Genomic DNA, 22,002 nt, shown 5'->3' on the forward strand with positions numbered 1-22,002 from the left:
CGAAATTTCGAAAAAAACAAGTAAGTTTATTAACAATAAACCTGAGTTATCAACATTTTAAGCAAAAAACTTGTAAAAAACCGAAAAACACTTGCGTAATCCGGAAATTCATATAAATTTGTAGGACAATAATTAATTTAATCAAACCATTAATAACTATTCTTATGAACAAATCAGAATTAATCGATGCAATTGCTGCTGATGCAGGTATCACTAAAGCAGCTGCTAAATTGGCTTTAGAATCTTTCTTAAACAACGTAGAAGGAACTTTAACAAAAGGCGGAAGAGTATCATTAGTAGGTTTCGGATCTTGGTCAGTATCACAAAGAGCAGCAAGAGAAGGAAGAAACCCTCAAACTGGAAAAACTATCAAAATTGCTGCTAAAAATGTAGTAAAATTCAAGGCAGGAGCTGAGTTAGAAGGTTCTTTGAACAAAAAATAGTTTACCACTACAAATACAGCCCCGATTAAATCGGGGCTTTTTACTTTTAAACGATTTATTTTGCTGCGATACGTATTTTTTCCTAATTTTAAATATAAACTTGCAGGAAGATGATATCAGTTAAGCCAAAAAAAGGAAATTTGCTTGTAGCGGAACCTTCAATTATCGGAGATTTATCATTTAACAGATCCGTGGTCCTACTAGCCGACCACAATGCAGAGGGATCTGTTGGGTTCATTTTGAACAAGCCCTTACAGTACACCATCCATGATTTAATTCCTGAAATTAATGCCAATTTCAAAATTTATAATGGTGGCCCTGTAGAACAAGACAACTTGTATTTTATTCACAACATTCCCGAACTGATACCAAATAGCATAGAAATCTCTAACGGTATCTATTGGGGAGGCGATTTTGAACACACTAAAAACCTTATCAACGAAGGAAAAATTAAAAGAACCAACATTCGCTTCTTTTTGGGTTACACCGGATGGGAATCACACCAATTGGAAGACGAATTAGAAGAAAACTCCTGGATTGTATCTAAAAACAGTTATCAAAACAAAATTATCGGAAAATCTACTACTCACTTCTGGAAAGAAAAGATGATGGAACAAGGCGGCGAATACCTTATCTGGTCTAACGCACCCGAAAACCCGATCTTAAACTAAGCCAAACGAACCTGAGCATTCAGTTTCTTCAATAATTCGGAAGCAAAATCCGTTTTGTACTCTTTTTTGCGGTATTTAGTAATCGGCTGGATACCTTTGATAACGTTAGTCAGAAACAATTCATCGGCTTTTTGCAAATCAAAGGGAGAAATTGATTCTTCCACAACCTCTAACCCTTCCATTTTTTTAGCGATTGCCAAAATCTGTTTACGCATTACACCATTTAAACAGCCGTCCAAAATAGGAGGCGTAACCAATTTATTGCCCATAAGCATGAACAAATTACTCTGAAGCCCTTCTACTACATTCTTTTCGTCATTCATCAACAAGCAGTTATCATAACCGTTTTCATGCGCGAAAACACTTCCGGTAATCTGCACCAGCCTGTTATTGCTCTTGATAGTAGAAAGTAACTGTTTAGTAACGTAAAAATCCTTAAACAATTCCACTTCATAAGCAGTTCCATCAAAGGAATACAAAGCTGCTTCAAGCGGCTCTGCAGTAACAATAAATTCAACATCATTAGTGGTTGGCAGATAAAACCCACCTGATTTTCGAAAAACAGAAAATCTCACACGGATTGACTGAACGCCATCCAATTGACGAACCAAATTTAAAATTTGCTCATCAAAATATTCCATGGTAAAATTCATTGGAATTTCCATTCGCACAATACGCATTGACGCCATCAACCTAAAGTAATGATCTTCTAAAAACAAAACCCTAGCATCCAACACTTTAACAGTTTCAAAAACAGAATCCCCATAAAGAAAACCTCTGTTTTGCTGCAATGCAACCCCTGAATCATCCACTAATGAACCGTTATAATTTACCATAAAAAACCCCCGATTTAATCGAGGGCAAATATAGTTTATAAAAATGACTTTTTAAGCGGAACCTATAACATGTTTTAAATCGGAAATCTGATTTTCCCAAAGCATTTTAGCTTCCGACAAATCTCGTTCTTCTGCAAAATCTACAATCATCAAAGAAACATCTTTGGTAATCTCATCTTCCAGTATTCGTAATTCAAAATAATAATCACCATCTTTATTATCCTCATCAATCCAGCGAAACTTAACTTTCTCTCCTGTTTTTTTGGAAGCTAGTCGGGCTTTTTCCTCTGAATCGTTCCAGATGAACGTAAAAAACTCTCCACGAGAATTCACGTTATCCGCAAACCACTCCGATAGTCCGGAAGGCGTTGAGATATACTGATATAATAATTGGGGCGATGACATGATGGGGAACTCTAATTCGTATCTTATTTTACCTTCCATATTCGTATTAAATTTTCTGAAATATATAGCATTTAACTTAATAAAAAAAAGAAAAAAGAAAAAAATATTTTTTTTGAATTTTATTTGGAAGCTATGATTTTAGTCTTATATTTGCACCCGCATTCAGCAAGGATGTAAACCGAAAAAATGGCGAGGTAGCTCAGTCGGTTAGAGCGCAGGATTCATAACCCTGAGGTCACGGGTTCAACTCCCGTCTTCGCTACAAGAACAATTCTTTTAAAATCAGCGGATTAGTGCACACTAATCCGCTTTTTTTATGTCTACATTTTCGCTACTTTTACAATCAGTACACGATTCGGCACACGAAATGGTACACAAACGGGTACAGATTCTAACCATGAAGAAAAATTATTCGGAACCTAAAATATATACCGGAGGCGTGGAAATCTCACAATGGAACAAACTTTCCCACGCCGAACAACAGACCGCACTTTCCAAAAGCTGGTACATCTATTACAGTTTCAGAAATAAGGAAACCGGAAAATTGGAGCGCTTACCTAACATTAAAGGCGAAGCCAACAAATACAAAACCAAACAGGAGCGGTATGAATATTTAAGTATTCTTAAGGATACCTTACTGAATATGCTTGAAAAAGGATATACTCCCTACGAGGAGAATGATTTCAGTCTTGAGCATAATCCCAAAACAACCGTTCCTACTGAGGTCATTCTGGAAGTAAAAAAGCCTGTCGCAAAGAAACCTATCGTAAAAAAAGAAATAGAAAAAGGAGTAGAACCGATAACCAAACCCGTAGAAGTTGTAAAAAGTGAACCGGAAAATACATCCATGACTCTTAAACAAGCTTTTGAATTTGCTTTAAAAATTAAAGCAGCTTCTTTAGGACAAATTTCATTTCAAAATTTCCACAGCAGGATACGTCGCTTTCAGTATTGGACAGATGAGAATCAGCCCATCACATCACTTACCAAGAAAACGGTGATGGAATATCTCAACGAAATACTTGAAAGCTCCAGTCCCCGAAACCGTAACAACTCCAGAACTGATTTAAGTTCGCTCTTTCAGGTTTTGGAGGACAATGAAATCATTCCGGTAAACTTCATTAAAAAAATAAATGTAATCAAGACCAAGGCGGAGCGAAACAAAACTTACACTCCGGAAATGCAAACTAAGATATTCGAGCATTTAGAGAAACACGATCCATTATTATTGCTATACATCAAATTTTTGTGTTACAATTTCCTCAGACCTGTAGAAGTATGCCGCTTGAAAATTGAAGATATCGATGTTACCAGCAAAATTTTGACCGTTAGAGCCAAAAATAAGCTTGTAAAAACAAAAATCATACCTGACATCCTTTTTCAGGAATTACCCGATTTAAAGCAGTTTAAAAAGACAAATTATCTTTTTACACCTGATGGCATTGGTCAGCCATGGCATGCCGATGAAAACAACCGCCGGGACAATTTCTCAAAACGCTTCAAAAAAGTGGTCAAAGAACATTTTGATTTAAACGAAGATTACGGGCTATACAGTTTCCGACACACGTTTATCACCAAACTGTACCGTGAATTACGCAAGAGCTTCTCCCCTTTTGAAACTAAAAGCAGAATGATGTTGATTACAGGTCACTCTACCATGTCGGCTTTGGAAGAATATTTAAGGGATATTGATGCCGAGATTCCGGAGGATTACTCTGATTTATTGAGGTAAATATCGAGCAAGAAGAATTCAAATCAAACAGAGAGAAAACATCTTTGATAAGGTACTAAGGCATCTTTCTTTTTACTATGCCTATTGTGCAAATTTAGACAACCAACTAAACCGGCAAATTCAACTATTTCGTTTATGCCGCCCATATATATATTTTAGGAATTCTGTCCAGATTCGTGAATTTATATCTACCAAAAATTATTTGAATTCAACTTTTGTAATCCACTAACTCACGTTCTAACTTTATTCGTTTTTTTTCTCCCCTTTCTCCGGTAATACAATAAAAATCAAGTAATGTTTCACCAACGGCTTCTTTAATTTTTTTGTTGATTCTTGATAATATAATGTTAGCATCATTTTCTGATGGATTAACAAGGAGTTCAATAGCTTTTTGAAGTGTTTCTCGATTTGACTGATTGCAAAAATGAGCGTATAATTGTTTCAATTCTTCCTTATGATCCTGTAATTCATTTAAATTCATGCCATCACTATGCTTTAAAAACAATAGATACAGTGCTTTTTCTTTCGGATTCAATCTTAATTCCAGTCCACCTAAATCGGTAAAAAAAATCTTTTTTGTATAACCTTTTATTTCTAATCTGCTGGGTTGACGGAATAGTTTGGATCTACCTCTAAAAGTCATGGTCTCTCGGATTCCATCCAAAATTTCAAAAAACTGTCTAGTGTACAATTTAGGTATATCTCTTTCAATAAGGTGATTCATGCAGCTATCGCATACATCGGCAGTTCTCATTTTTAAAATAATTTGAGACTTGTCCTGGCAAAAATCCATTATACACCCTTTTGGTGTTTTGTGAATATTATCCATTATTGCTTCGTTTGTAGGAAACATAAAATGTCGCATACTCCAAACGATCACTTCATAGGCAATTGGAAAACGAATATCAATGGATGAACCAAAATAATGTTGCCAATTCGATGTCTGCACAAAACAATTTTTCATTGAAGGAGAAATGCCTCCGAACCAATTTGGCTTATTGCCAACATCAGTAAGCAATACAACAACGTCATTTTCAGATATTCTTTTTTGCTTTCTATACTTATCACATTCTACAAACAATTGTTCCCAGGTTTTAACAACTTCTTTATGTGGAAAAACAATTCGTTTCCACATTCTTTCAATGTTGGGCGAATTTTCAGAAAGAAAATCAACCTCTTTTAACTTTTCAAAATCTTCTTTGGTCCCCCATTCAACTTCTTCACCATTTGGATCGTATTGTAGTATTTCCTCTTCACATTCGAGAAAATTAATTGGACCACGGAATTGCTGCAATAAATACAGCACATTCCGATAGGTCTCTTCTTTTAGTTCAGGCGATCGTAATAAATGTATATTCATATTTTAAAAATATCAAATATTTATTATTTTCTGCGGTCCTTTTTAATAATAAAATCTAAAAAATCTTTTTTTGTTATACCGGCTGCTTTGCTCTCGGAATAATAACGCATCCCATTACTTATTTCATTCATCATTTCTCCCATATCACCTTTGTTAAATGACACTACATTTTCTTCTCGGATATTTAACATTTTTGAGGTATGAATTGCATCAATATCTGCGCCCAGGAATGTAAACGTCCATTTTTCCGTTTGTTCTAATGTTTTAATGGTGTTTGCAATGTTGTGATATGTAAATTCCCTACTTGCATTTTCCATACCGTCCGTCAGAATAACCATTATCACACTCATTTCATTATTCACAATTTGAGTTTCATTAGTTATTCTAATCTTGTTGATTGACTCTCCAATTGCATCTAGGAGTGCAGTACATCCACTAGGAATATACATTGCAGAGGTCAGCCTTTCAAAAGCACTAATGTTTACATGTGAAAAAATATGGTCCACATCATCATCAAATATAGTTAGCGAGATTTCAAATTTCTGTTCCGGAAACTCCCTTTGTAACTGTTTGATAGTTTCTAACTGTTTATTGAAACCTGCTATAGTCGTTTCTCTGCAATTGTTCATAGAACCGCTTTTGTCTAATACAAAATGGTAAAGCGTTTTTTTGTTTTTCATAATCTTTAATTTTTAAATATTTATGAAACAAATTTAGAGCGTTGATTCAGGAGAACGAATTCTTTGCAACCTTGCAATGTTGATTGTAATGAGTCATGCAAAAAAATATAGACTAGATAGAAAAAAAATAATTGTAAGTAGTAATATTATTGCTCAATAATAAAAGCCTGTTTACTCTGTGAACTATTCTTTCCTTCTCCCCTTTTGGAACCAAAAGCAGAATGATGCTGATTACAGGTCACTCGACGATGTCGGCTTTGGAAGAATATTTAAGAGATATTGATGCCGAGATTCCTGAGGATTACTCTGATTTATTGAGGTAAGTAGCGAACAAGATGAATTCACCCCAAACAGAGGTGAAAATATCTTTGATAAGTTATTAAGTCCTCTTTCTTTTAACCTATTTCAAAAAGTATCAGATTATTTAACTTTATGTCTTTAAAATCTCAAATATGTTATTTCGCAAGCTTTACACTTTCTTCTGGTCTGGTCTATATCTGCTACACTGAACCGATTTTCAGATTTTTCAAAAATATCCAATCCTCTGCCAAGGGTGATTTTCCACCGGTTGTCCGCCATTATGTTTCTGTCGTGTAGGTTTTCAAAACGATGAGAGAGGCGAATGCCTATTTCTTGAACACTTTCCTGTATTTCTTCCAAATAAGTTGTACTATCCTGAAGATACTCTTCTGTATTCCAAGTAATAATTTCTAAATCAATTTCTTCTTCTGGCTCTTTATTACTACTTAACATTACACAGAATTCTAAAAGGTTTTTGAATTGGTATGGTAATCTAATATATGGATCCTGAATAGTTATTTTGTTTGCTCCTTTGAGATAAGTCGCAAATAAGTTTTTATATGAGATCCCGGTTTGGTTGTCTTTTATAATGGTTTGATGAGGTGTTAATTGCATTTTTGTTGCCTCTGCAACATTTATATTTTGAACCTCATTAGTATTTTCAATAACAGTATTTTCATTAATCTCTAGTTGTTTGGCTTTGATTTCTGTTTGATAATTTAATTTTTCGAGAGTTTCCGGACTTACTTTTATTCCGGAAGATTTTATGGTGTATTCGAAATTTACCGGTTCTGTTCGGAATGTTTCGTCAATAATATATAATTGGTCTTTTACTCTTTTTCTTCCTTCCACTGCAAAGTCCAATAATTCTAATAATTCGGATTCTGTTATTTCTTTATGAGGATAGATTAATTTCATTAAACCAGAAAACGTTTTACGAATAGCTGTTTTATCTCTTTGAGAAAGTGAACCGTCTAACTCTACATATTGATCTAAGATACCACTGTAATCTGATTTACGTAATTCTTTTAAAATTTCTGCCATGTAGTCTACGATGAACCCAAACTCTGTTGAGAATACTGAATTTTTTAAAATACGTACTTCCCATCCTGGAATGTAAATATGCATACGATCGAGGAAAGCCCCTTTTATGTATCCTTCAGGAATTGATTCGAAAAGGTGGCTGTTTTTTAGCATATAAGGAACTGTATGCTTGGTATTTCCAACGTATGCTAATGAGGCTGTTGCCTGATAGGTTTCTTTCCCTCGATTAAACGATTGATTGGCCATGTAATTTTGGAGTATTTTTACCAAATCACCGTCTACTTTTTTGGATCCTCTATCCTGTTCGAATTCATCTAAAGCAATCACATCCCAATAGCCAACTAAACCTATTTTATTCCCCGTATTGTTAACGAATAACCTCGCTTTTGAAACATCACCTCCAGAAACTAAAACACCATGAGGAGACAACTCCGAGAAAATATGTGATTTCCCAGTTCCTTTTGGTCCTAATTCAATAAAGTTGTAGTTATTCTCTACATGAGTAATCAAACGTGATAATTGGATTAATTTCCCTCTTTTATTAAAGAATTCCGGATTTAAACCTATGCTATGCATTAAAAGATCTATCCATTCTTCATTTGTAAAGTTTTTTCGCGCTTCGATATATTCCGGAACACTGATATTGGATACCTGTATTGGTTTTAAATCTTCAATTTGCCAACGTACTTTTATATCTTCTTCGTGAGAATAGCCCATATCAACAATACACCAAACACCTCCACCACTTAGTAGCTTTTGGTTTTGCATTACTAAATTATCAGATATTGGAACATTACGGATACCTAAATTGGCTAATTCCGCTTCATAAATATTGGCTCTATCATTTAGAGATACATTTACCTTATCAATGATTTTATAGTTTTGCTTATCACGAATATTTGCTTTCACAACTTCCGCTTCACTTCTGTGCACATAGTTGTTTTTGATAATCTCTTTGACTTTTTCAATTCCTCCTTCTATAATAGCCTGGTCATCTACAGCACAATATTGTCCTAATAAGTATTCTAACACATAAGTGGGAACCACAGCATTTCCTTTGATTTTAGAGGTTAGATCTTTTCGGACTACTTTACCTTCAAAATATTGTAAAATCTTGTCTTTTAATTCCATAACTATTCTATTTAGAAATCCATCCCCATTAAGGTACTGATTGTAATCAAGTCGTTTAACACTATTGGATTGAGTTTGTTTTTATCTTTGTTGTCGAATGCTTTTAAATAGCAAAATGTTGCTTTAGAACCTTGTGTATTGAGTGTTAATATAATTTCAAACACTCTTTCTTTTGGGTTATTTGAAGTTGCATTGCAGATTAATTCAACTTCATTGGAAAGTGATACCCCATTGTCATCATACAATCCAACTGTGACCTCAAGACTTCTCAATTCATTTGAAACCGGCTCGTTTTGCAGCACCACAATTTTAATATTCCCGGTTGTAATTTTACTAACATTATCTATTCTTCTGAAGGTAACGGTTTCTGTAGTTTCTTTTTTCTGTTTGTAACATTTAATTACCGGTGTAATCAGTTCCTGAATACTGGCTCCGCCATGCACAAACTGAACACCAATGTTCCCTTGTCTACGGTATCTGTTAATAGCTCTTGGAATGGCTATTTTTAAATCTGTATCGATGTTCGTTGTTTTTTTCATATCGAATACATATCCATCCTGTTTACCTTCAAACCCTTCACTTATTACAAAACGTGAGTTATCTTTACTATATCCTTTTGCTTTTGGCAATGTTTCTCTGTCGTTTTCTTTTAATTCATTGTAATTGTAAAGAAAACCATGATCTGCTGTTACCAAAACATAGGAAATGTTCCAACCGTATATTTTTTGAATTAGTCTTTTTATTTGTTCGACCACTTTAGCCGTTTCTTCAAATGTTTCGTGTTCGGTACGTTTTTTATCGCCAATGGCATCCATCCAATCATGGTAGATGTAAACCAATTTATTTTCAATGAAAAACTTTCTCCCTGTTTCTCTATCAAACTTTATGATTTCAGCATAGTCGATAGTGCAACTTTCCGGAACAACTGCTTGCAAAATAGACTGACGGTATTGACTATTTGTTGGCTTGCCGTTGATTTTATATACCAAATCCTGTTCTCCTTTTTCAACCGTAATCCCTTTGTTGGGTAACAAGTTTGACATTCCTAAATTGGTATATGAAGGAATTGAAGCTAAACAAGGTTGGATAGTTAAATTGTTTTTACTGTCTGCCAGTAAATCATTGTACAATTCATACCCCAACTCAAAACGGAATGCGTCCGAAATGATTACTGCCATTTTATAATCCACTTCTCCTAAATTGTCTTGGTAAAAATTGAATTGTTTGTTGCAGTCAATTTGATGAAAATCAAATTTATTCTCCTCTAAAACTTTTTGCCATTCAATGTTGAATTCAATCAGGAATCGGTCGTATTTGTTGTTAAGGGCTTCAAAAACAGGTAATGCAATTGTTTCGAATTCGTCCAAATGATCTCTTACCTTGTCATATGCAATTACTGCTTTACGATAATTAAAATCTACTTTATGAAGCTCTACTGTATACTCTTTGATATACTCTTCTACAGTATTAAAACGGAATGATTTATAGCCTTCCAGAACGCTATACATTGAAGCAGTAAAATACAAGAACTCTATTTGGTCTTTACTAAAATCAGAGATACTTTCCTCTCTTTTCCAACGAATACATTCTTCTTTTGTTTTCAACGCGTCGGAAAATACTTCGCTGTATAATAATTTTAAAACCTTGTCTATCATTTCTTCAGAATAATAGCCATATTCTGTTTCTGTTCCGTACCATTTTAAAACTGAAACTGTGTTTATTTTACTTCCAAGCGTATTAAAAATTTGCTCAATAGCCTTGTTTGTATTTATGTTTTTCTGCCAAACTTCAAAAAACTTCAACAGTTTATAGTTGTCGGCAGTCCGCTTTATTCTTAACGAGTTATAAGTATCAGCAGTCACAATTTGAGTTGCATTCCCTACTAGTACATTGTATTTTAATTTTGTAATCCAATTGGTTGCGGCTTCCATAGATAGGGTATCTTCTTTGGTATCCAATAATGTATTGAACCAATTAATTACTACCTCTTCTAAACCTAATTCTATAAGAGTACTATTTATTTTATTGAATTTACTTTCTTCTAAAGTCAACGTAAACCATTTGTTCATGCAGTTGAATTTATCTTCAACCGCATTAAAGTCGAGTATAATGGATATTAGTCCTTTTTTTAAATTATCCTCACTAAAATTTTCTGAATCTAATATTCTGGCTAATTTTTTTTGGTTGGTTTTTGTTTTTAGGAGTTTGAAATATTTATTTATAAGATTTGAATGGTAGTCCTTTAATCTATATTCTGCAATAAACTCCGAAACCTCATCTAATTTTAATTCAATATTGGCTGACAATAAATCTAATAGTGGGTATTTTTTTATTTTTTTACCTTCTGGCTTTGCAAAAGGATGGTATAGGAATATTTTTTTGTTATTCCATTCCATTTCCAATTTGTATTTCAAATCAAAATAGTTTTGATTGACTTCTACCACTTTTACCCCTGCATTTTCAATAGCTGCTAGCTCTTCTCTCTTTGACCCATCGGCATCAAAATAGAAGAGTTTATTTTTATCACTTTGTAAAAGTGTTTGAATTACTTTGTCTGCAAACATTAGTGTTCGTTATAAAATTAGATGTGATTTACTAATTCGCTCCATTAAGCCTTTTTCTACTTTAGCTTCTTCTGCAAATTCTGCCCATTTACTTACCGTATCATTAATTTGTTGAATAATATTACCTGCTTTTTTAATGTTCATGGATTTTGCTACATTCAATAAGTCTTCTTTGGTAATGCCTTTCCTTTTCCCATTAATACTTAGATTATGTTGGCTGACCCATTCACTGTCCGGACGGTAGGCAAAACAAATATCGTAGGCAGGAGCCAATTCCCAACTTTCATTTTGTTTTAATCGGAAGGCAAAATTTTTGGTATGATCATCGCAATTTCTAGCGATTACATTAAAGGCCATTCGCCTGAAGAGCTGTTCGGCTTCCGGATAAGGCAATTTTAATACTCGCATGGTTTGAAACAACTGTTCGTAGCTAAAACTGGTGATTTGATTAAAATCATAGTGTTGCATAGCGCACAACGTTTGAATATGATGTTTGATATCACCATCTTCCCTGTCAAAACGTTTGGTCATAAAATGTGCCCTCCCGTTTTCTTCCATTAAACGACATTCCATCATTTCTATTTCGCAAGCCTTTGCCATTAGATAATATGCCATTTCAATTCTGCCGTAGCCGGTACTTTCTCCAAATTGCACATCGCTCACCGTGTCTAACTTAATCAGCCAATGTTCAAATCCTTTGGGCGCTTTTGTTTGTCCGGATTTTACTTGTCCTGTTTTCTCATTGAAAGCAATAATGGCTTTGGGACGCGCACCTCCCGCGGAAGTTCCAATTTTAAGGATATCCATCATGGCTTGTTGTTCATCTCCGTTCAGATTGGTTTCAAATCCTTCTCTTTTTTTAAGTATTTTTTGGGAGATGCTTACTAAACTATCTACTTCGATATCAAATGCTCTTTTATTAGCCCTGAATTGGGATGGTTCAAATTCCAAGGCTCCCATACCTCGTGTCCCAATGAAGCATAACAATTCCACCGGATTCATGCTGTTTTCCGGTCGTCCGTTTTGTGCTAGCCAACTGTTTATTAATTGGTTTCCATAATCATCGGGTAATACATCTGCTAATAAGCCCGGAAGCCCTCTGAACGTTTTTATATCTCTAAGTTCATGAAATGAAAAGACCCTTTTATTGCTGTTTGCCACCGACATTTTTAGCGGTGCTAAATCCCATTTTTTGGTTATAAATTTTGAGTCGTATTCAAAACTTGCAATTCTTGTTTCAGGATTCCAAGCTACAGCACCGACTGTTTCACCCCATATTTTTATAAAAGCAGTTGTTATCATTACCAGTCGGATTCTTTTGAATTGTCATTATCATTATTTCTAGCACGTTGTCTTTTATGTTGTTCTTGTTTGGCTAGCTCTATTGGGCTTATTTGTTCTTGAATTTTGAAGACATCCATCACATACAGTAAATCTAAAACCCTTAGCACCTGTAAAAGCGTAGGCACTGTTATCGTTTCTCCTTTTTCAAGTAAACTTAGCGTTGAGCGACTTATATTAGCCGCATTAGCCACCTCTTCTTGTGTCTTATTTTGAGTTAATCGATGGTGTTTTACAAATACACCGATGGTTTGCGCTAGTACTGAATCGCTCATAGCAACCCAATCTATGTATTGTTTATCATTCATAAAACGTTTAATTTGATGTTAACGACTGACATATCATACAAAATTAAAGCATTTATATTTAAATAATTGCTATTACAGATTTAAATTATTTTCTCTCACCAGTTCTAAAGTCATATTTTTCATTTTTTTCGAGATGCCCCAATTTGTTATCTACCTGAAATTTCAGTTTTTGATGTCTCGGGTTATTTGGATTAAAAGCCTTATTTGTTAGAAGATTTTGATATCTCATGTCAATTTTATCCTGGGAGCAGCAATTATCACATTTATCACAGATATACCAACCATTTGGGCAAACTTTAGATATTCTAGAGTCAATTATATTAAGACATCTCCAGTTTAGACAATGTGTTAAGTAGACAGTTTTATGATACTCACTACAAGTGGAATCTGTACAGTGAAATGTATTCACTCTATAAAAAGCAAATTCAGAAGTCGTTGCATCACGCGTTAATTTATTGCATGAATTGCATTTTAATTTTTCCAACAATCTGTTAACTCTATTAATGACAGCAACAAATCGATAATATAGATCATTATCAAACTCAATTCTTAAAATTTTGATGAAATCCCTTAAAGTATATTTTTTCCATTGGAATGGGTTATAATCTTTTTGACACGGACTATAGCATTTACTATTGCAACACCAATAAAAATTGGTTTCTAAGTCTTCATCAAATTGGGATTTTATAGCATCACAAAATGTCAGACCATCAGGAACACCGTAATTTTCGGTATGAAAAACATTTCTTTTTTTAGCCCATTTGAAATTATAATAAACACCATTAATACAAATTGATTTATTTTCTTTATTTAAAGAGTAATTTTTCCCCTCAATACTTATCAAATTATCATTAACCGCAAATTCATGCCCGTTTATATTAATAAACCATTCTTCTTTATCATCCGCATTATAACTATATGCTTTCCATGTTCTTCCACTGCATTTATCTAATAATTTATCAATTTTTATAAGCTCATCAACATTCTCATTCAGTCGTTGACTTACTAATTCAAATATGGTTTTATCATTAATGAATTGTTTGTGTACTTTTAAGGTATTCACCACATACAGCGCTATCCTCACATCAAGGTTCAAAGATGGATTATTTGCTAAATTTTCGAAGCGTGTGAATAATTCTGCAGTAATCAGCTTTTTATTTAAGTGAATAGATGAAAATATTTTTTGTAAAATTTTAAATTGATTATCGTCCGGACACTCTTTTAAATAATCAATTGCCAAGTCAAGTTCAATCTCATTAACTGAATCATTAAACCATAAACTAACTTTCTTTGGATTTGAAACCAAGCCCTGTAAGTAATAAAGGAACTCATTTTTTTCCTTGGAGTTATCATCAAAATACACATGAAGTTTTACTAGCTCTTTAAAATTCTCATCATCATCAGGATTAAGAAATTTGGGTATAAAACCTTTTACAATCTTGACCTTTTTTGTTTGGTCATGCCCTTTTAAATTATGTTTCAAAACATCTAAAACACTTATTTCAAGGCTATAGTCTAGCTTGTTACTTATTTCATTAATGATTTTTATTTTATCTTCTTGGCTAAATGCATATGCCCCATTTACTTCTGTTTGGCTAGGCTTATGGTATTTATAGGCGACATTGATTTCATTTATTATTTTGACAAGTTGCAGTATTTCATTTAAATCTTCTATTTGGGACAGATATTCGATAAAATTATCTTTTGAAAAATTGATTTTAAATTTGTCTTGGTCATTTGTATAACCATAATTATTGTTTTTATCAAAATAGGAATTGTAGAGCGAAATTACGACTCTGTATTTTAGTGCTAATTTATCTTCGACTTGTTGTATTTGGGAGCCGGGTGTTTCTAGCGCCAAAAAAAATAAATCGCAAAATGACCTTAATGAATTATCAAAGTTTAACTCATTGTATTTGGCTAAAAAATAGTCATTGTGAAATTCTGATGGTGCGTTTATGAAATCGTTACGAGATAACTTATCTAAATGTTTATAAATAAAATCATTTGAAGGAATAAAGTAATTGAATTCTTGCCAATACTTGAAAAGCATTTCATCATCTAAATTCTCATTGATTATTTTAATGGCTTGCATTTTTTGGGTTCCAATGGAATTCCTGTTCAAGAAACTCAAAAATCTATTGAAGTAATCGCTGTCATTTAATTTTGTCTTATCCCTTAAAAAATTGGCTATATTTTTTTTGAACAACAAATCACTAAGTTCATTGTAAATATTTGTTTCGAACAATACAGACATACATGATTTAATATCCGAGTATTCACTTTCAATTACTTCATTATAATCTTTTATTTTCTTTGAAATAATATTGAAGCAAATATCCTCTCTCTCATGAGCTGTAAATATTTTTTCAAGCAAATAACAATCAATACTTTTATAATTATCCAAGAAAATGGCATCCGGAAAATCATACTCTTTTGCGTATTTATTGTGAAGTAAAGTATTACTCTGAATTATTGGATGATGATAGCTTTGTCTCCAAATGTCAAATAAATATTTTTCATCTGTTTTGGAAAGATAATGTTTGAAAATTTCGATTATAATCTCACTAGATTTTACACCGGAAACTTCATTAATACTATTATCTGCATTTACGGTTTTAAATTCTAGTTTGTTGATTACATCTCTTGTGATTTGGAACCTTTTTTTGGTCGTTTCTACGGAATCAAAATTGCATTCGTCAAAATCATTGATAAAAAAGGCTTTGACAGTTTCAGGGTCTTTATAACGTAACAACTGAAAGATTGCATAATTAAAAATACTACTATCCCTATATTCTTTACGAATGTATTCCTTTCCCCATCTGCTTTTCCCTTTAAAGGTCAATTCTAAACTTACTTTAGGGTCATTTTCATTTATTGACATTATGTATTTAAAATGCTCATAGGTTTCCGGGTCTGCAACATTGATTGCTTTTTTCCCTTTTTTGTCTTCCGCAATGTCAAAAAAAACAGCTTTTGCTTTTAGTACTTTTTCCGGTTTATTGATGAATTGACTAGAATGAATAAATACTTCATTACCATCAATCGTTCCGATTACTCCAAATCCTTTGTCGTTATCAAACCATTTTATAAGTCCTAAGCTTTGCATATTGAAAATATTTTTAAATCATTATTAGAAAGAATTGTTTAACGAAGGTAGCGCTCCTTTTTGACGGTAAAAATTATACAATAGTACCGCTTCCAAATATGATGGTGGTGTTTGACCATTAGTGTACAGAATGTGAAATGTTAGTGCCTCCACTTTATTGTTTTTCATGAAATTAAATACATAGTCATTTGTGAGGACATCACGACCATTTACTTTACCTCTCGTAGCTACCAAGCGGTTTTCTATAGAATGAGATCCCATTTGTCCATTAGTCTTCACTTTACCCGCCATTCCTATGTAAATGATTTCACCTGTTTGGGTTTTCACCCAAATATAAACCCCATATGAATTGGCTGGTACTTGTTGCCGAATTAACTGATTGTACAAATTCCTTCCATTGGGTTGCAGAAACAATTGATGAGATACCACGAAAACGGTATGGTTTTCAATAAACTCATTGGAAATCTGCATTATATCTGGTATTGTCATAATTTCTACTTTAAAAATTATCCATCACAAATTCTACAATTTTTGTTTTTCTCTTTGAAATAGCTTCCTTGTCCCAAAGTTCAGATTCTGTTATAAAGTTTTTGATTTCTCTTTGTTGGTACAAATGATTATAGGAGTCTAATTTCTCTTTCAAAGGATTGTTGCTTATGCTGCAATTATGTGACTTAGAAAGTAATAGATAGTTTCCTAAACAATTCAAATATTGGTTTATGAACTCTTCATCATATATTCCATATCCATGAGGTTTCAATTCCGGTTCTGTAGTAGGTGCCATGTGTTCTAGTTCTGGATTTTCTATTGTATCAAAACGAGACGTTGAATAACCCGATTTTCCTTCAGCTTCTAAAGTATTTTCATATTTCCATAAAATGAATTTTGCAGTGCTATGATTTAATTTACCTTGAATGGCTTTCTCTAATTCTATATTGTTCCAATAATCCCACCAGCCGTCTTGTGTCTTTCGAAGATAATTAATACGGCTAATTATTGGTGCGACGTTGGGGTTGTTTTGTGTAAACTCATTATACACTCCATTTAAACGAGAAGTAATATCGGCTCTTGTGCCAATCAATCGGTTTCGTAATACAATAGTTTCAAAGTTTTGACAAAGTTCACCGATAGTATTTGTAGCTAATCCAAATCTATACGCTTTTAATACGAAAGGAACAGCTATACCAATTCCTCCTAAAGTAATTAAAGAATGAATTGCAAAATTTTCTCTTTCGTCTTTCCCGAAAAAGCGTGTGAGGTGTTCGAAACTGATAGCTAAACTTTTAGTAAATTCTTTGACAAATTCAATACCATTATTTTTGGCCAGTTCTTCGTTAATTTTTGTTACAGCATTGGTTTCCCACAAGGAATTGAAATGTACTCTTAATGTATAAGTCAATACGTCATCTTCGCTAATTTTATATTCAATTGAAGATATAGACTTGTATATTTTTTCAAATCTCTCTTTAATATCTTTAATAATAGCTTCCTTTTCATCGTCACCATAAAGATGAACCTGGTACATGAATTGGGCTTTGATGATTTCCAGATTGGTTGGTTTTTTTCCTCTGTTGTTTTGAAAGATGAACATTTGAATTGCCTCTGATTCATCAGTTACTTCATGAGTAGTACAAACAGCGGTTGTAACCGCTTTTAACATTCGGGTACAATATTCTTCACTTTTATCTTTTAACAGACTAATAAAATAATCAAAAGCCTCTACGATACGTTTACCCGATTCGGTTTCTATGCCGTTTGTATCTTTTTTTTCTTGAGTGACTACATAATCTTTGAAAAGTAAGTTATCGTAATCAACGGTTTCAAAATGAATGGTACTTTTCCTTTTGATCATTGTTTCATAAAGAAATTCCTCATCTTCTGACCAATCTCGTTTTTCCTTAATTGTTTTAAATATTACTGAAAGAAATATTACAATTGTAGTTAATCTTTGTTGCCCATCAATTATATTAAATACATAGTCTCCTTTTTTTTCAAATAAGAAGTGTCCAAAGTAATAAGGCGATGTTGGGTTACTTTTTAAATACGCTTCTAAATCCTGAATAAAAACATCAATTTGTGTAGCTCTGTTTCTATTTTCTTTTGGTATTTCCCAAGCATAGGCTCTTTGGTAACTGGGAACTACTATTTTATTTCTACCATTAAGGATTTCACCTATTGTTGTTTTTGCTTCCATTTTCTGGCTCGTATTTATTTTAAATTGTTCTCTATACTTTTTTCTTCCGTTTTACTGCACAAAAAAAAAATCGAACTGACGAGTGTAATATTATATCTTCGCTACAGCTCCTTCAAACTTCTCATAATTCACACTTACTCCATCATCTAAATCAAAGACGATTTCGTTTAATGCTAATGTTTTTAATACCTCATTGTAATCACGACATTCCAGTTCCCATGAGCGTAGTTTTTCCAAACGTTTGAGTTCGTTTTTGCTTAAATTACTTTCGTTGGCTACCGCTTTTTCAATTTCGTGTTTGATCCATTCCTGGTGTGGGTGGAGGTAGTTACGTTGTATTTTGCTCACGGTGTATTTGTCCATGCGGTGCATGTAGGTCAGTACTTTGAAGGCCGACGCCTGTGGTTTTTTAGGATTGGAACAGAACAACCAGTAAATAGGTTTCTTTTTGTACATGCCGGTGTGGTAGCCATAGAATTTCTCCGTTAACCATTTGTCTAAATCAGAGCCTAAACATTCGTTGATGAAGTTCAGGTTTTCTGTCAAGGTATCTTCGCCCCAAAGGTCGTGAATTAGGTTTTTGATGCGCACCAAAGCATCATCTGGGAAGGCGCACTCACTGCCCATAAGCGGGATGATCGCATCATCGTCAATTGCAATTGTACTACCATTGTATGCATAATTAGACGTTTCGTCTTCCGTTGGTTTCGGATGGGCGATGTGCAAGCCGGTTTTGTCTAAGCGATAACGCCCCATGAAAACACCGATACAGTAACTGAGGAACTGACTGATAACATCGTCTTTTTTTATTGGTAGTGCTACTGAATCTGCATCTTTTGCTCTGAAAACTGGTTCCAATTGTTCTAAAGCCTTGCTGTCTAACTCTTCCTGTAAAATAGTGATATCTTTTAATGCTACCTCTGGCGTTAACTCTTCTTGCAAGCCATAGATATCGATAAAAATACGGTTGAGTTCTTCTTCATTTGAGTGCAATTGAAAGAAATCATTAGTTGCGTTTTCCTCCCATTTTTGGTAGGCATTTTTTAGTGAAGGACTTTCGTTTAGTAATGGGGATTGCTCAAAATCCCATGAGGTTTCTCGGGAGTCCCAATCTTTTTTGGAATTAGAAATCAGCTCTTTCGTGATTGTTTCTACCGATTCATAATTTTTATTCGGTGGATAATAAAGCATTCTACCAATGTCACCAGGTTGAAAATTTAATGTAGGAGAAAGAAATTTTAAATAACGATTTGCAACTTTAGTATTTAACATTGCCCCGAAAAAATATAATTCCTTATCCGCAAAAAGTGTACAACCTCCATTATCAAATAAACATCCTTCTGGTACGTAACGACATGAAAATCCAGCAGAACTAATTGTTGACCATGAAAAGCCTTCTAAAAAATGATATTTAGAATTTCTTATTGTTGGTTTTTTAGATTTCCATGATAATCTCGATTTTATTTCTTCTCCGCAATTTTCCCAATTGACCAAGTTCTCTCGGTTACCATACCATCTTCGAAATTCACCTCCTTTATTGTACGGATACCATTTTTTATCTTTTATGAATAATTTTAGTGATGCTTTATTAAGATTTATTTCAAACCAAAATTTTAAAAAATATTCATTTTCACCTGTATCAATTCCTTTTTTTGGATAACATTCTTTGCTAAAATAACTTCCATTGTTGAATAAATCCTTTTCTCTTTCACTTACCCAATATGCAATAGGACTACCTAGAATTTTTTCAAAATTTTCTTGAAGGACATTCGAATACTGATTATTTCTGTTTAGAAAATTATCTTCTTTTTCAATGTTGTTTCTATAGTCTACTAATCTAAAATAATTTCCAGATTTAATTCCTATTCCATTTTCTAAAACAAAAGCAGTCGACTGTACTACTTCGCCACTTAATTCTTCAAATGTTCTTGGTCCAAGATGGAGCATGTTTAAAATCCCAAAATTGTCATTTATGTGTTCTCGTAATTTCTCATAAGAAGATAAAAACATCCAAGAGTGTTGGTTTATCATTCCCATTAATCCTTTTGGCACATTCATGGACAAACAAACTTCCATAAATACTGCGAACAAGTCAGATTTAGATAATGGATAATTGTCATTAACATAATCTTTCAACTTTGCATTCATATTTTTTTGCCCCATGTATGGTGGGTTGGCCACTACTGCCGTGTATTTTTTGGTCATGACCAATAAGACTTCGAGAAACGGCTTTAGGTTGTTCCATAAGTCCTGTTGGATAATGTCTAAAGTTCCGGCTTGGTATTGGGTATTCCAATTACGATACTGTTCGGCAATAAAAGTATGGGCTTCAGGCGAAAGTTCCAGTTTTAAAGCGGTACCTATATTTTTTCCTTCGTTTAGTAAAACTAATGCTCCTTTGAGTTCGGCTACAAAAGAAGCTCCTTTTGGCGTTAAAAAACTTTGTATTTCTTCTAAATTAAAATGGTAGGTTTCCGGAAAACTGTAAATGTGAGGCAATAGCAAAGCAGTGCTGTCGGAAGGATTTAGCACTTCTGGATAAAACTCGGCTGCTTTTAATAGTACTGCAAAACGTGCTAATTGCATGGCACGATCGTCGATATCTAAGCCAAACAGGTTGTTTTGAAGAATACTGATTACCGCATTTTTGGCAGTGTAGCCTTGTTCACGATACATTTTAAATAGCAACTCAAAACCCGTTACCAGGATGTGTCCACTTCCTGACGCTGGGTCGATGAGGGTTAGGTCTTCTAAATGGTGAATGGTGAATGGTGAATAGTTGATTTTTTCCTCTGCTTCATTCACCACCAAATACTTCATCTCCGGTTTTAGGGAGGAGGTATTGTCAAAGTCGAGGTAGATTTTACCGACCGTGTTTTCCACCATATATTTTACGATCCACTTGGGTGTAAATATTTGGGTTGCCGCAGGAATGTCTTCCGGTCTTGCTTTTTTGTTTGCTTTGAAGCCTTTGAATACTTCGTCTTTTTTATCGGAAATATAGAATTGGTACAACCAACCAATGAGTTCTACTTCTTTGTATTCGATATTGGTAATAATATCGCTGTTCAGTAAATCAATGATACCATTGCGTTGCAACAGATTGTTGGGTAACAGGATTTCGGTATAATCATCAATATGTCCAAAAACATCATGCAATGGAATGTTGTTGTTACACAAACGAGTTAGCAATAATCCCAATGCTTGTTCTTCCTGATCGTCTATCAAATATTGTTGGAGGAGGTTGACGTATTTTTCTTGTTTGAGCTGGTGTTGGCCTCGTTTTGCGTTTTGAACTATTTGGGGTGTTTTTAGTTCGGCTACAAAAGTTAACGTTGGTTGTATGTAACCTCTTTTTTCTAAAATGTTAATTGCCATTAAACGGTTGAACCAAGTATATGCTGCTTCTTCAATGGTATCCTGAACGGCTTGTTTATTGGTAAGTTTGGCTTTTAATTTTTGCCATTTTGGTGGTACGCTGTCGTCATTGAACACCTGACCTCGGAAGATGTAGCCACCGGTAGTGGTTTCCAGATTTTCGGTACAGGTTCCGTCAGCAGCAAAACCCCAATAGGTGAGGCGTTGTTTTACGCCTTCCATAAGGATAAGGCGTGCTTGTTTGGCGAAGGATTTTATGTTGTTTGTGTTCATTAATTCAATAATATTTTTTGGTTTTTAGCCAGTTTTACCATTAATACTTCACGCAATTTAACGATGCAAGCTTCCAATTTTCCGTGGTTTCGATGGTGTTGATTGCATTTCGTTAGCCACATTAATTATACCACTGTGCTGGTATTTCTTAGCCGATTTTTTAGCTTCTTCCTTGGCTTTGAAATCTTCTAAATTTTTGAAGTTGTCTGCCCTGAATTCATTGAGCTCCATAT

The 22,002-nt window shown here is 33.9% G+C and carries 16 protein-coding genes and 1 tRNA gene; 4 read left to right on the forward strand and 13 right to left on the reverse strand.

From position 1 onward, the window contains the following. Positions 1-164 precede the first annotated feature (164 nt). Together LZF87_RS14495 and LZF87_RS14500 are read left to right on the forward strand one after the other, a co-directional pair. Entirely contained in the window at positions 165-443 is a 279-nt protein-coding gene (locus tag LZF87_RS14495) for an HU family DNA-binding protein (RefSeq protein ID WP_023579860.1), read from the forward strand. A 110-nt stretch (positions 444-553) separates the two neighbouring features. Beyond that, the gene (locus tag LZF87_RS14500) at positions 554-1,114 is read left to right on the forward strand and encodes a YqgE/AlgH family protein (RefSeq protein ID WP_244340054.1); all 561 of its coding nucleotides are present in this window, start codon (positions 554-556) and stop codon (positions 1,112-1,114) included. Here the strand turns inward: LZF87_RS14500 and LZF87_RS14505 are convergent. Further along, entirely contained in the window at positions 1,111-1,950 is an 840-nt protein-coding gene (locus LZF87_RS14505) for an aminotransferase class IV (RefSeq protein WP_244340056.1), read from the reverse strand. The two genes, LZF87_RS14500 and LZF87_RS14505, sit on opposite strands and share 4 nt — an antisense overlap. Before the next feature lie 51 nt (positions 1,951-2,001). Further along, positions 2,002-2,394 carry an START-like domain-containing protein gene (locus tag LZF87_RS14510; protein ID WP_023573684.1) on the reverse strand — a complete coding sequence of 131 codons (393 nt, stop codon included), beginning with the start codon at positions 2,392-2,394 and terminating at the stop codon, positions 2,002-2,004. Between the two features lie 149 nt (positions 2,395-2,543). Between LZF87_RS14510 and LZF87_RS14515 the strand changes: the two genes are divergently transcribed. Further along, positions 2,544-2,617: transfer RNA gene (locus LZF87_RS14515), tRNA-Met, on the forward strand. A gap of 54 nt (positions 2,618-2,671) precedes the next feature. Further along, the gene (locus LZF87_RS14520; protein ID WP_244340058.1) at positions 2,672-4,087 is read left to right on the forward strand and encodes a tyrosine-type recombinase/integrase; all 1,416 of its coding nucleotides are present in this window, start codon (positions 2,672-2,674) and stop codon (positions 4,085-4,087) included. 208 nt (positions 4,088-4,295) lie between these two features. On the opposite strand, the gene LZF87_RS14525 is transcribed toward LZF87_RS14520, so the two are convergent. The 11 genes from LZF87_RS14525 to LZF87_RS14575 all read right to left on the reverse strand — a co-directional run bounded on the left by LZF87_RS14525 (position 4,296) and on the right by LZF87_RS14575 (position 22,000). After that, positions 4,296-5,447: a hypothetical protein gene (locus LZF87_RS14525; protein WP_244340059.1), complete on the reverse strand. Its 1,152-nt coding sequence runs from the start codon at positions 5,445-5,447 to the stop codon at positions 4,296-4,298. A 23-nt stretch (positions 5,448-5,470) separates the two neighbouring features. Continuing rightward, positions 5,471-6,127, reverse strand: coding sequence for a vWA domain-containing protein (locus tag LZF87_RS14530; protein WP_244340060.1), 657 nt, complete (start codon positions 6,125-6,127; stop codon positions 5,471-5,473). A 438-nt stretch (positions 6,128-6,565) separates the two neighbouring features. Continuing rightward, on the reverse strand, positions 6,566-8,602 hold the full coding sequence (brxL, locus tag LZF87_RS14535) for a BREX system Lon protease-like protein BrxL (RefSeq protein ID WP_244340062.1): 2,037 nt from the start codon (positions 8,600-8,602) through the stop codon (positions 6,566-6,568). 11 nt (positions 8,603-8,613) lie between these two features. Further along, entirely contained in the window at positions 8,614-11,166 is a 2,553-nt protein-coding gene (pglZ, locus tag LZF87_RS14540) for a BREX-1 system phosphatase PglZ type A (RefSeq protein ID WP_244340064.1), read from the reverse strand. A 9-nt stretch (positions 11,167-11,175) separates the two neighbouring features. After that, positions 11,176-12,468, reverse strand: coding sequence for a type II toxin-antitoxin system HipA family toxin (locus tag LZF87_RS14545; RefSeq protein ID WP_244340066.1), 1,293 nt, complete (start codon positions 12,466-12,468; stop codon positions 11,176-11,178). Then, on the reverse strand, positions 12,468-12,815 hold the full coding sequence (locus LZF87_RS14550; RefSeq protein ID WP_244340068.1) for a helix-turn-helix domain-containing protein: 348 nt from the start codon (positions 12,813-12,815) through the stop codon (positions 12,468-12,470). The genes LZF87_RS14545 and LZF87_RS14550 overlap by 1 nt, the downstream gene beginning before the upstream one ends. 85 nt (positions 12,816-12,900) lie before the next feature. Then, positions 12,901-15,924, reverse strand: coding sequence for a cold shock domain-containing protein (locus tag LZF87_RS14555; protein WP_244340070.1), 3,024 nt, complete (start codon positions 15,922-15,924; stop codon positions 12,901-12,903). 24 nt (positions 15,925-15,948) lie between these two features. Then, positions 15,949-16,413 carry a hypothetical protein gene (locus LZF87_RS14560; protein ID WP_244340072.1) on the reverse strand — a complete coding sequence of 155 codons (465 nt, stop codon included), beginning with the start codon at positions 16,411-16,413 and terminating at the stop codon, positions 15,949-15,951. Between the two features lie 10 nt (positions 16,414-16,423). Beyond that, on the reverse strand, positions 16,424-18,118 hold the full coding sequence (locus tag LZF87_RS14565; RefSeq protein WP_244340074.1) for a DUF262 domain-containing protein: 1,695 nt from the start codon (positions 18,116-18,118) through the stop codon (positions 16,424-16,426). Between the two features lie 90 nt (positions 18,119-18,208). Further along, on the reverse strand, positions 18,209-21,769 hold the full coding sequence (pglX, locus tag LZF87_RS14570) for a BREX-1 system adenine-specific DNA-methyltransferase PglX (protein ID WP_244340076.1): 3,561 nt from the start codon (positions 21,767-21,769) through the stop codon (positions 18,209-18,211). Positions 21,770-21,826: 57 nt separating this feature from the next. Beyond that, on the reverse strand, positions 21,827-22,000 hold the full coding sequence (locus LZF87_RS14575) for a hypothetical protein (protein ID WP_244340077.1): 174 nt from the start codon (positions 21,998-22,000) through the stop codon (positions 21,827-21,829). Between the last annotated feature and the right edge of the window lie 2 nt (positions 22,001-22,002).

Origin of the sequence: Flavobacterium enshiense (assembly GCF_022836875.1) — a bacterium.
GTDB classification, from domain to species: Bacteria; Bacteroidota; Bacteroidia; order Flavobacteriales; family Flavobacteriaceae; genus Flavobacterium; species Flavobacterium enshiense_A.

Excerpts from the sequence above, each read along its gene's own strand:
- LZF87_RS14525 (WP_244340059.1), bottom strand. The coding sequence starts at position 5,447 with ATGAATATACATTTATTACGATCGCCTGAACTAAAAGAAGAGACCTAT.
- LZF87_RS14550 (WP_244340068.1), bottom strand. The coding sequence starts at position 12,815 with ATGAATGATAAACAATACATAGATTGGGTTGCTATGAGCGATTCAGTA.
- LZF87_RS14545 (WP_244340066.1), bottom strand. The coding sequence starts at position 12,468 with ATGATAACAACTGCTTTTATAAAAATATGGGGTGAAACAGTCGGTGCT.
- LZF87_RS14575 (WP_244340077.1), bottom strand. The coding sequence starts at position 22,000 with ATGGAGCTCAATGAATTCAGGGCAGACAACTTCAAAAATTTAGAAGAT.
- LZF87_RS14565 (WP_244340074.1), bottom strand. The coding sequence starts at position 18,118 with ATGGAAGCAAAAACAACAATAGGTGAAATCCTTAATGGTAGAAATAAA.
- pglX (WP_244340076.1), bottom strand. The coding sequence starts at position 21,769 with ATGAACACAAACAACATAAAATCCTTCGCCAAACAAGCACGCCTTATC.
- LZF87_RS14560 (WP_244340072.1), bottom strand. The coding sequence starts at position 16,413 with ATGACAATACCAGATATAATGCAGATTTCCAATGAGTTTATTGAAAAC.
- brxL (WP_244340062.1), bottom strand. The coding sequence starts at position 8,602 with ATGGAATTAAAAGACAAGATTTTACAATATTTTGAAGGTAAAGTAGTC.
- LZF87_RS14505 (WP_244340056.1), bottom strand. The coding sequence starts at position 1,950 with ATGGTAAATTATAACGGTTCATTAGTGGATGATTCAGGGGTTGCATTG.
- LZF87_RS14495 (WP_023579860.1), top strand. The coding sequence starts at position 165 with ATGAACAAATCAGAATTAATCGATGCAATTGCTGCTGATGCAGGTATC.
- pglZ (WP_244340064.1), bottom strand. The coding sequence starts at position 11,166 with ATGTTTGCAGACAAAGTAATTCAAACACTTTTACAAAGTGATAAAAAT.
- LZF87_RS14530 (WP_244340060.1), bottom strand. The coding sequence starts at position 6,127 with ATGAAAAACAAAAAAACGCTTTACCATTTTGTATTAGACAAAAGCGGT.
- LZF87_RS14500 (WP_244340054.1), top strand. The coding sequence starts at position 554 with ATGATATCAGTTAAGCCAAAAAAAGGAAATTTGCTTGTAGCGGAACCT.
- LZF87_RS14520 (WP_244340058.1), top strand. The coding sequence starts at position 2,672 with ATGTCTACATTTTCGCTACTTTTACAATCAGTACACGATTCGGCACAC.
- LZF87_RS14555 (WP_244340070.1), bottom strand. The coding sequence starts at position 15,924 with ATGCAAAGCTTAGGACTTATAAAATGGTTTGATAACGACAAAGGATTT.
- LZF87_RS14510 (WP_023573684.1), bottom strand. The coding sequence starts at position 2,394 with ATGGAAGGTAAAATAAGATACGAATTAGAGTTCCCCATCATGTCATCG.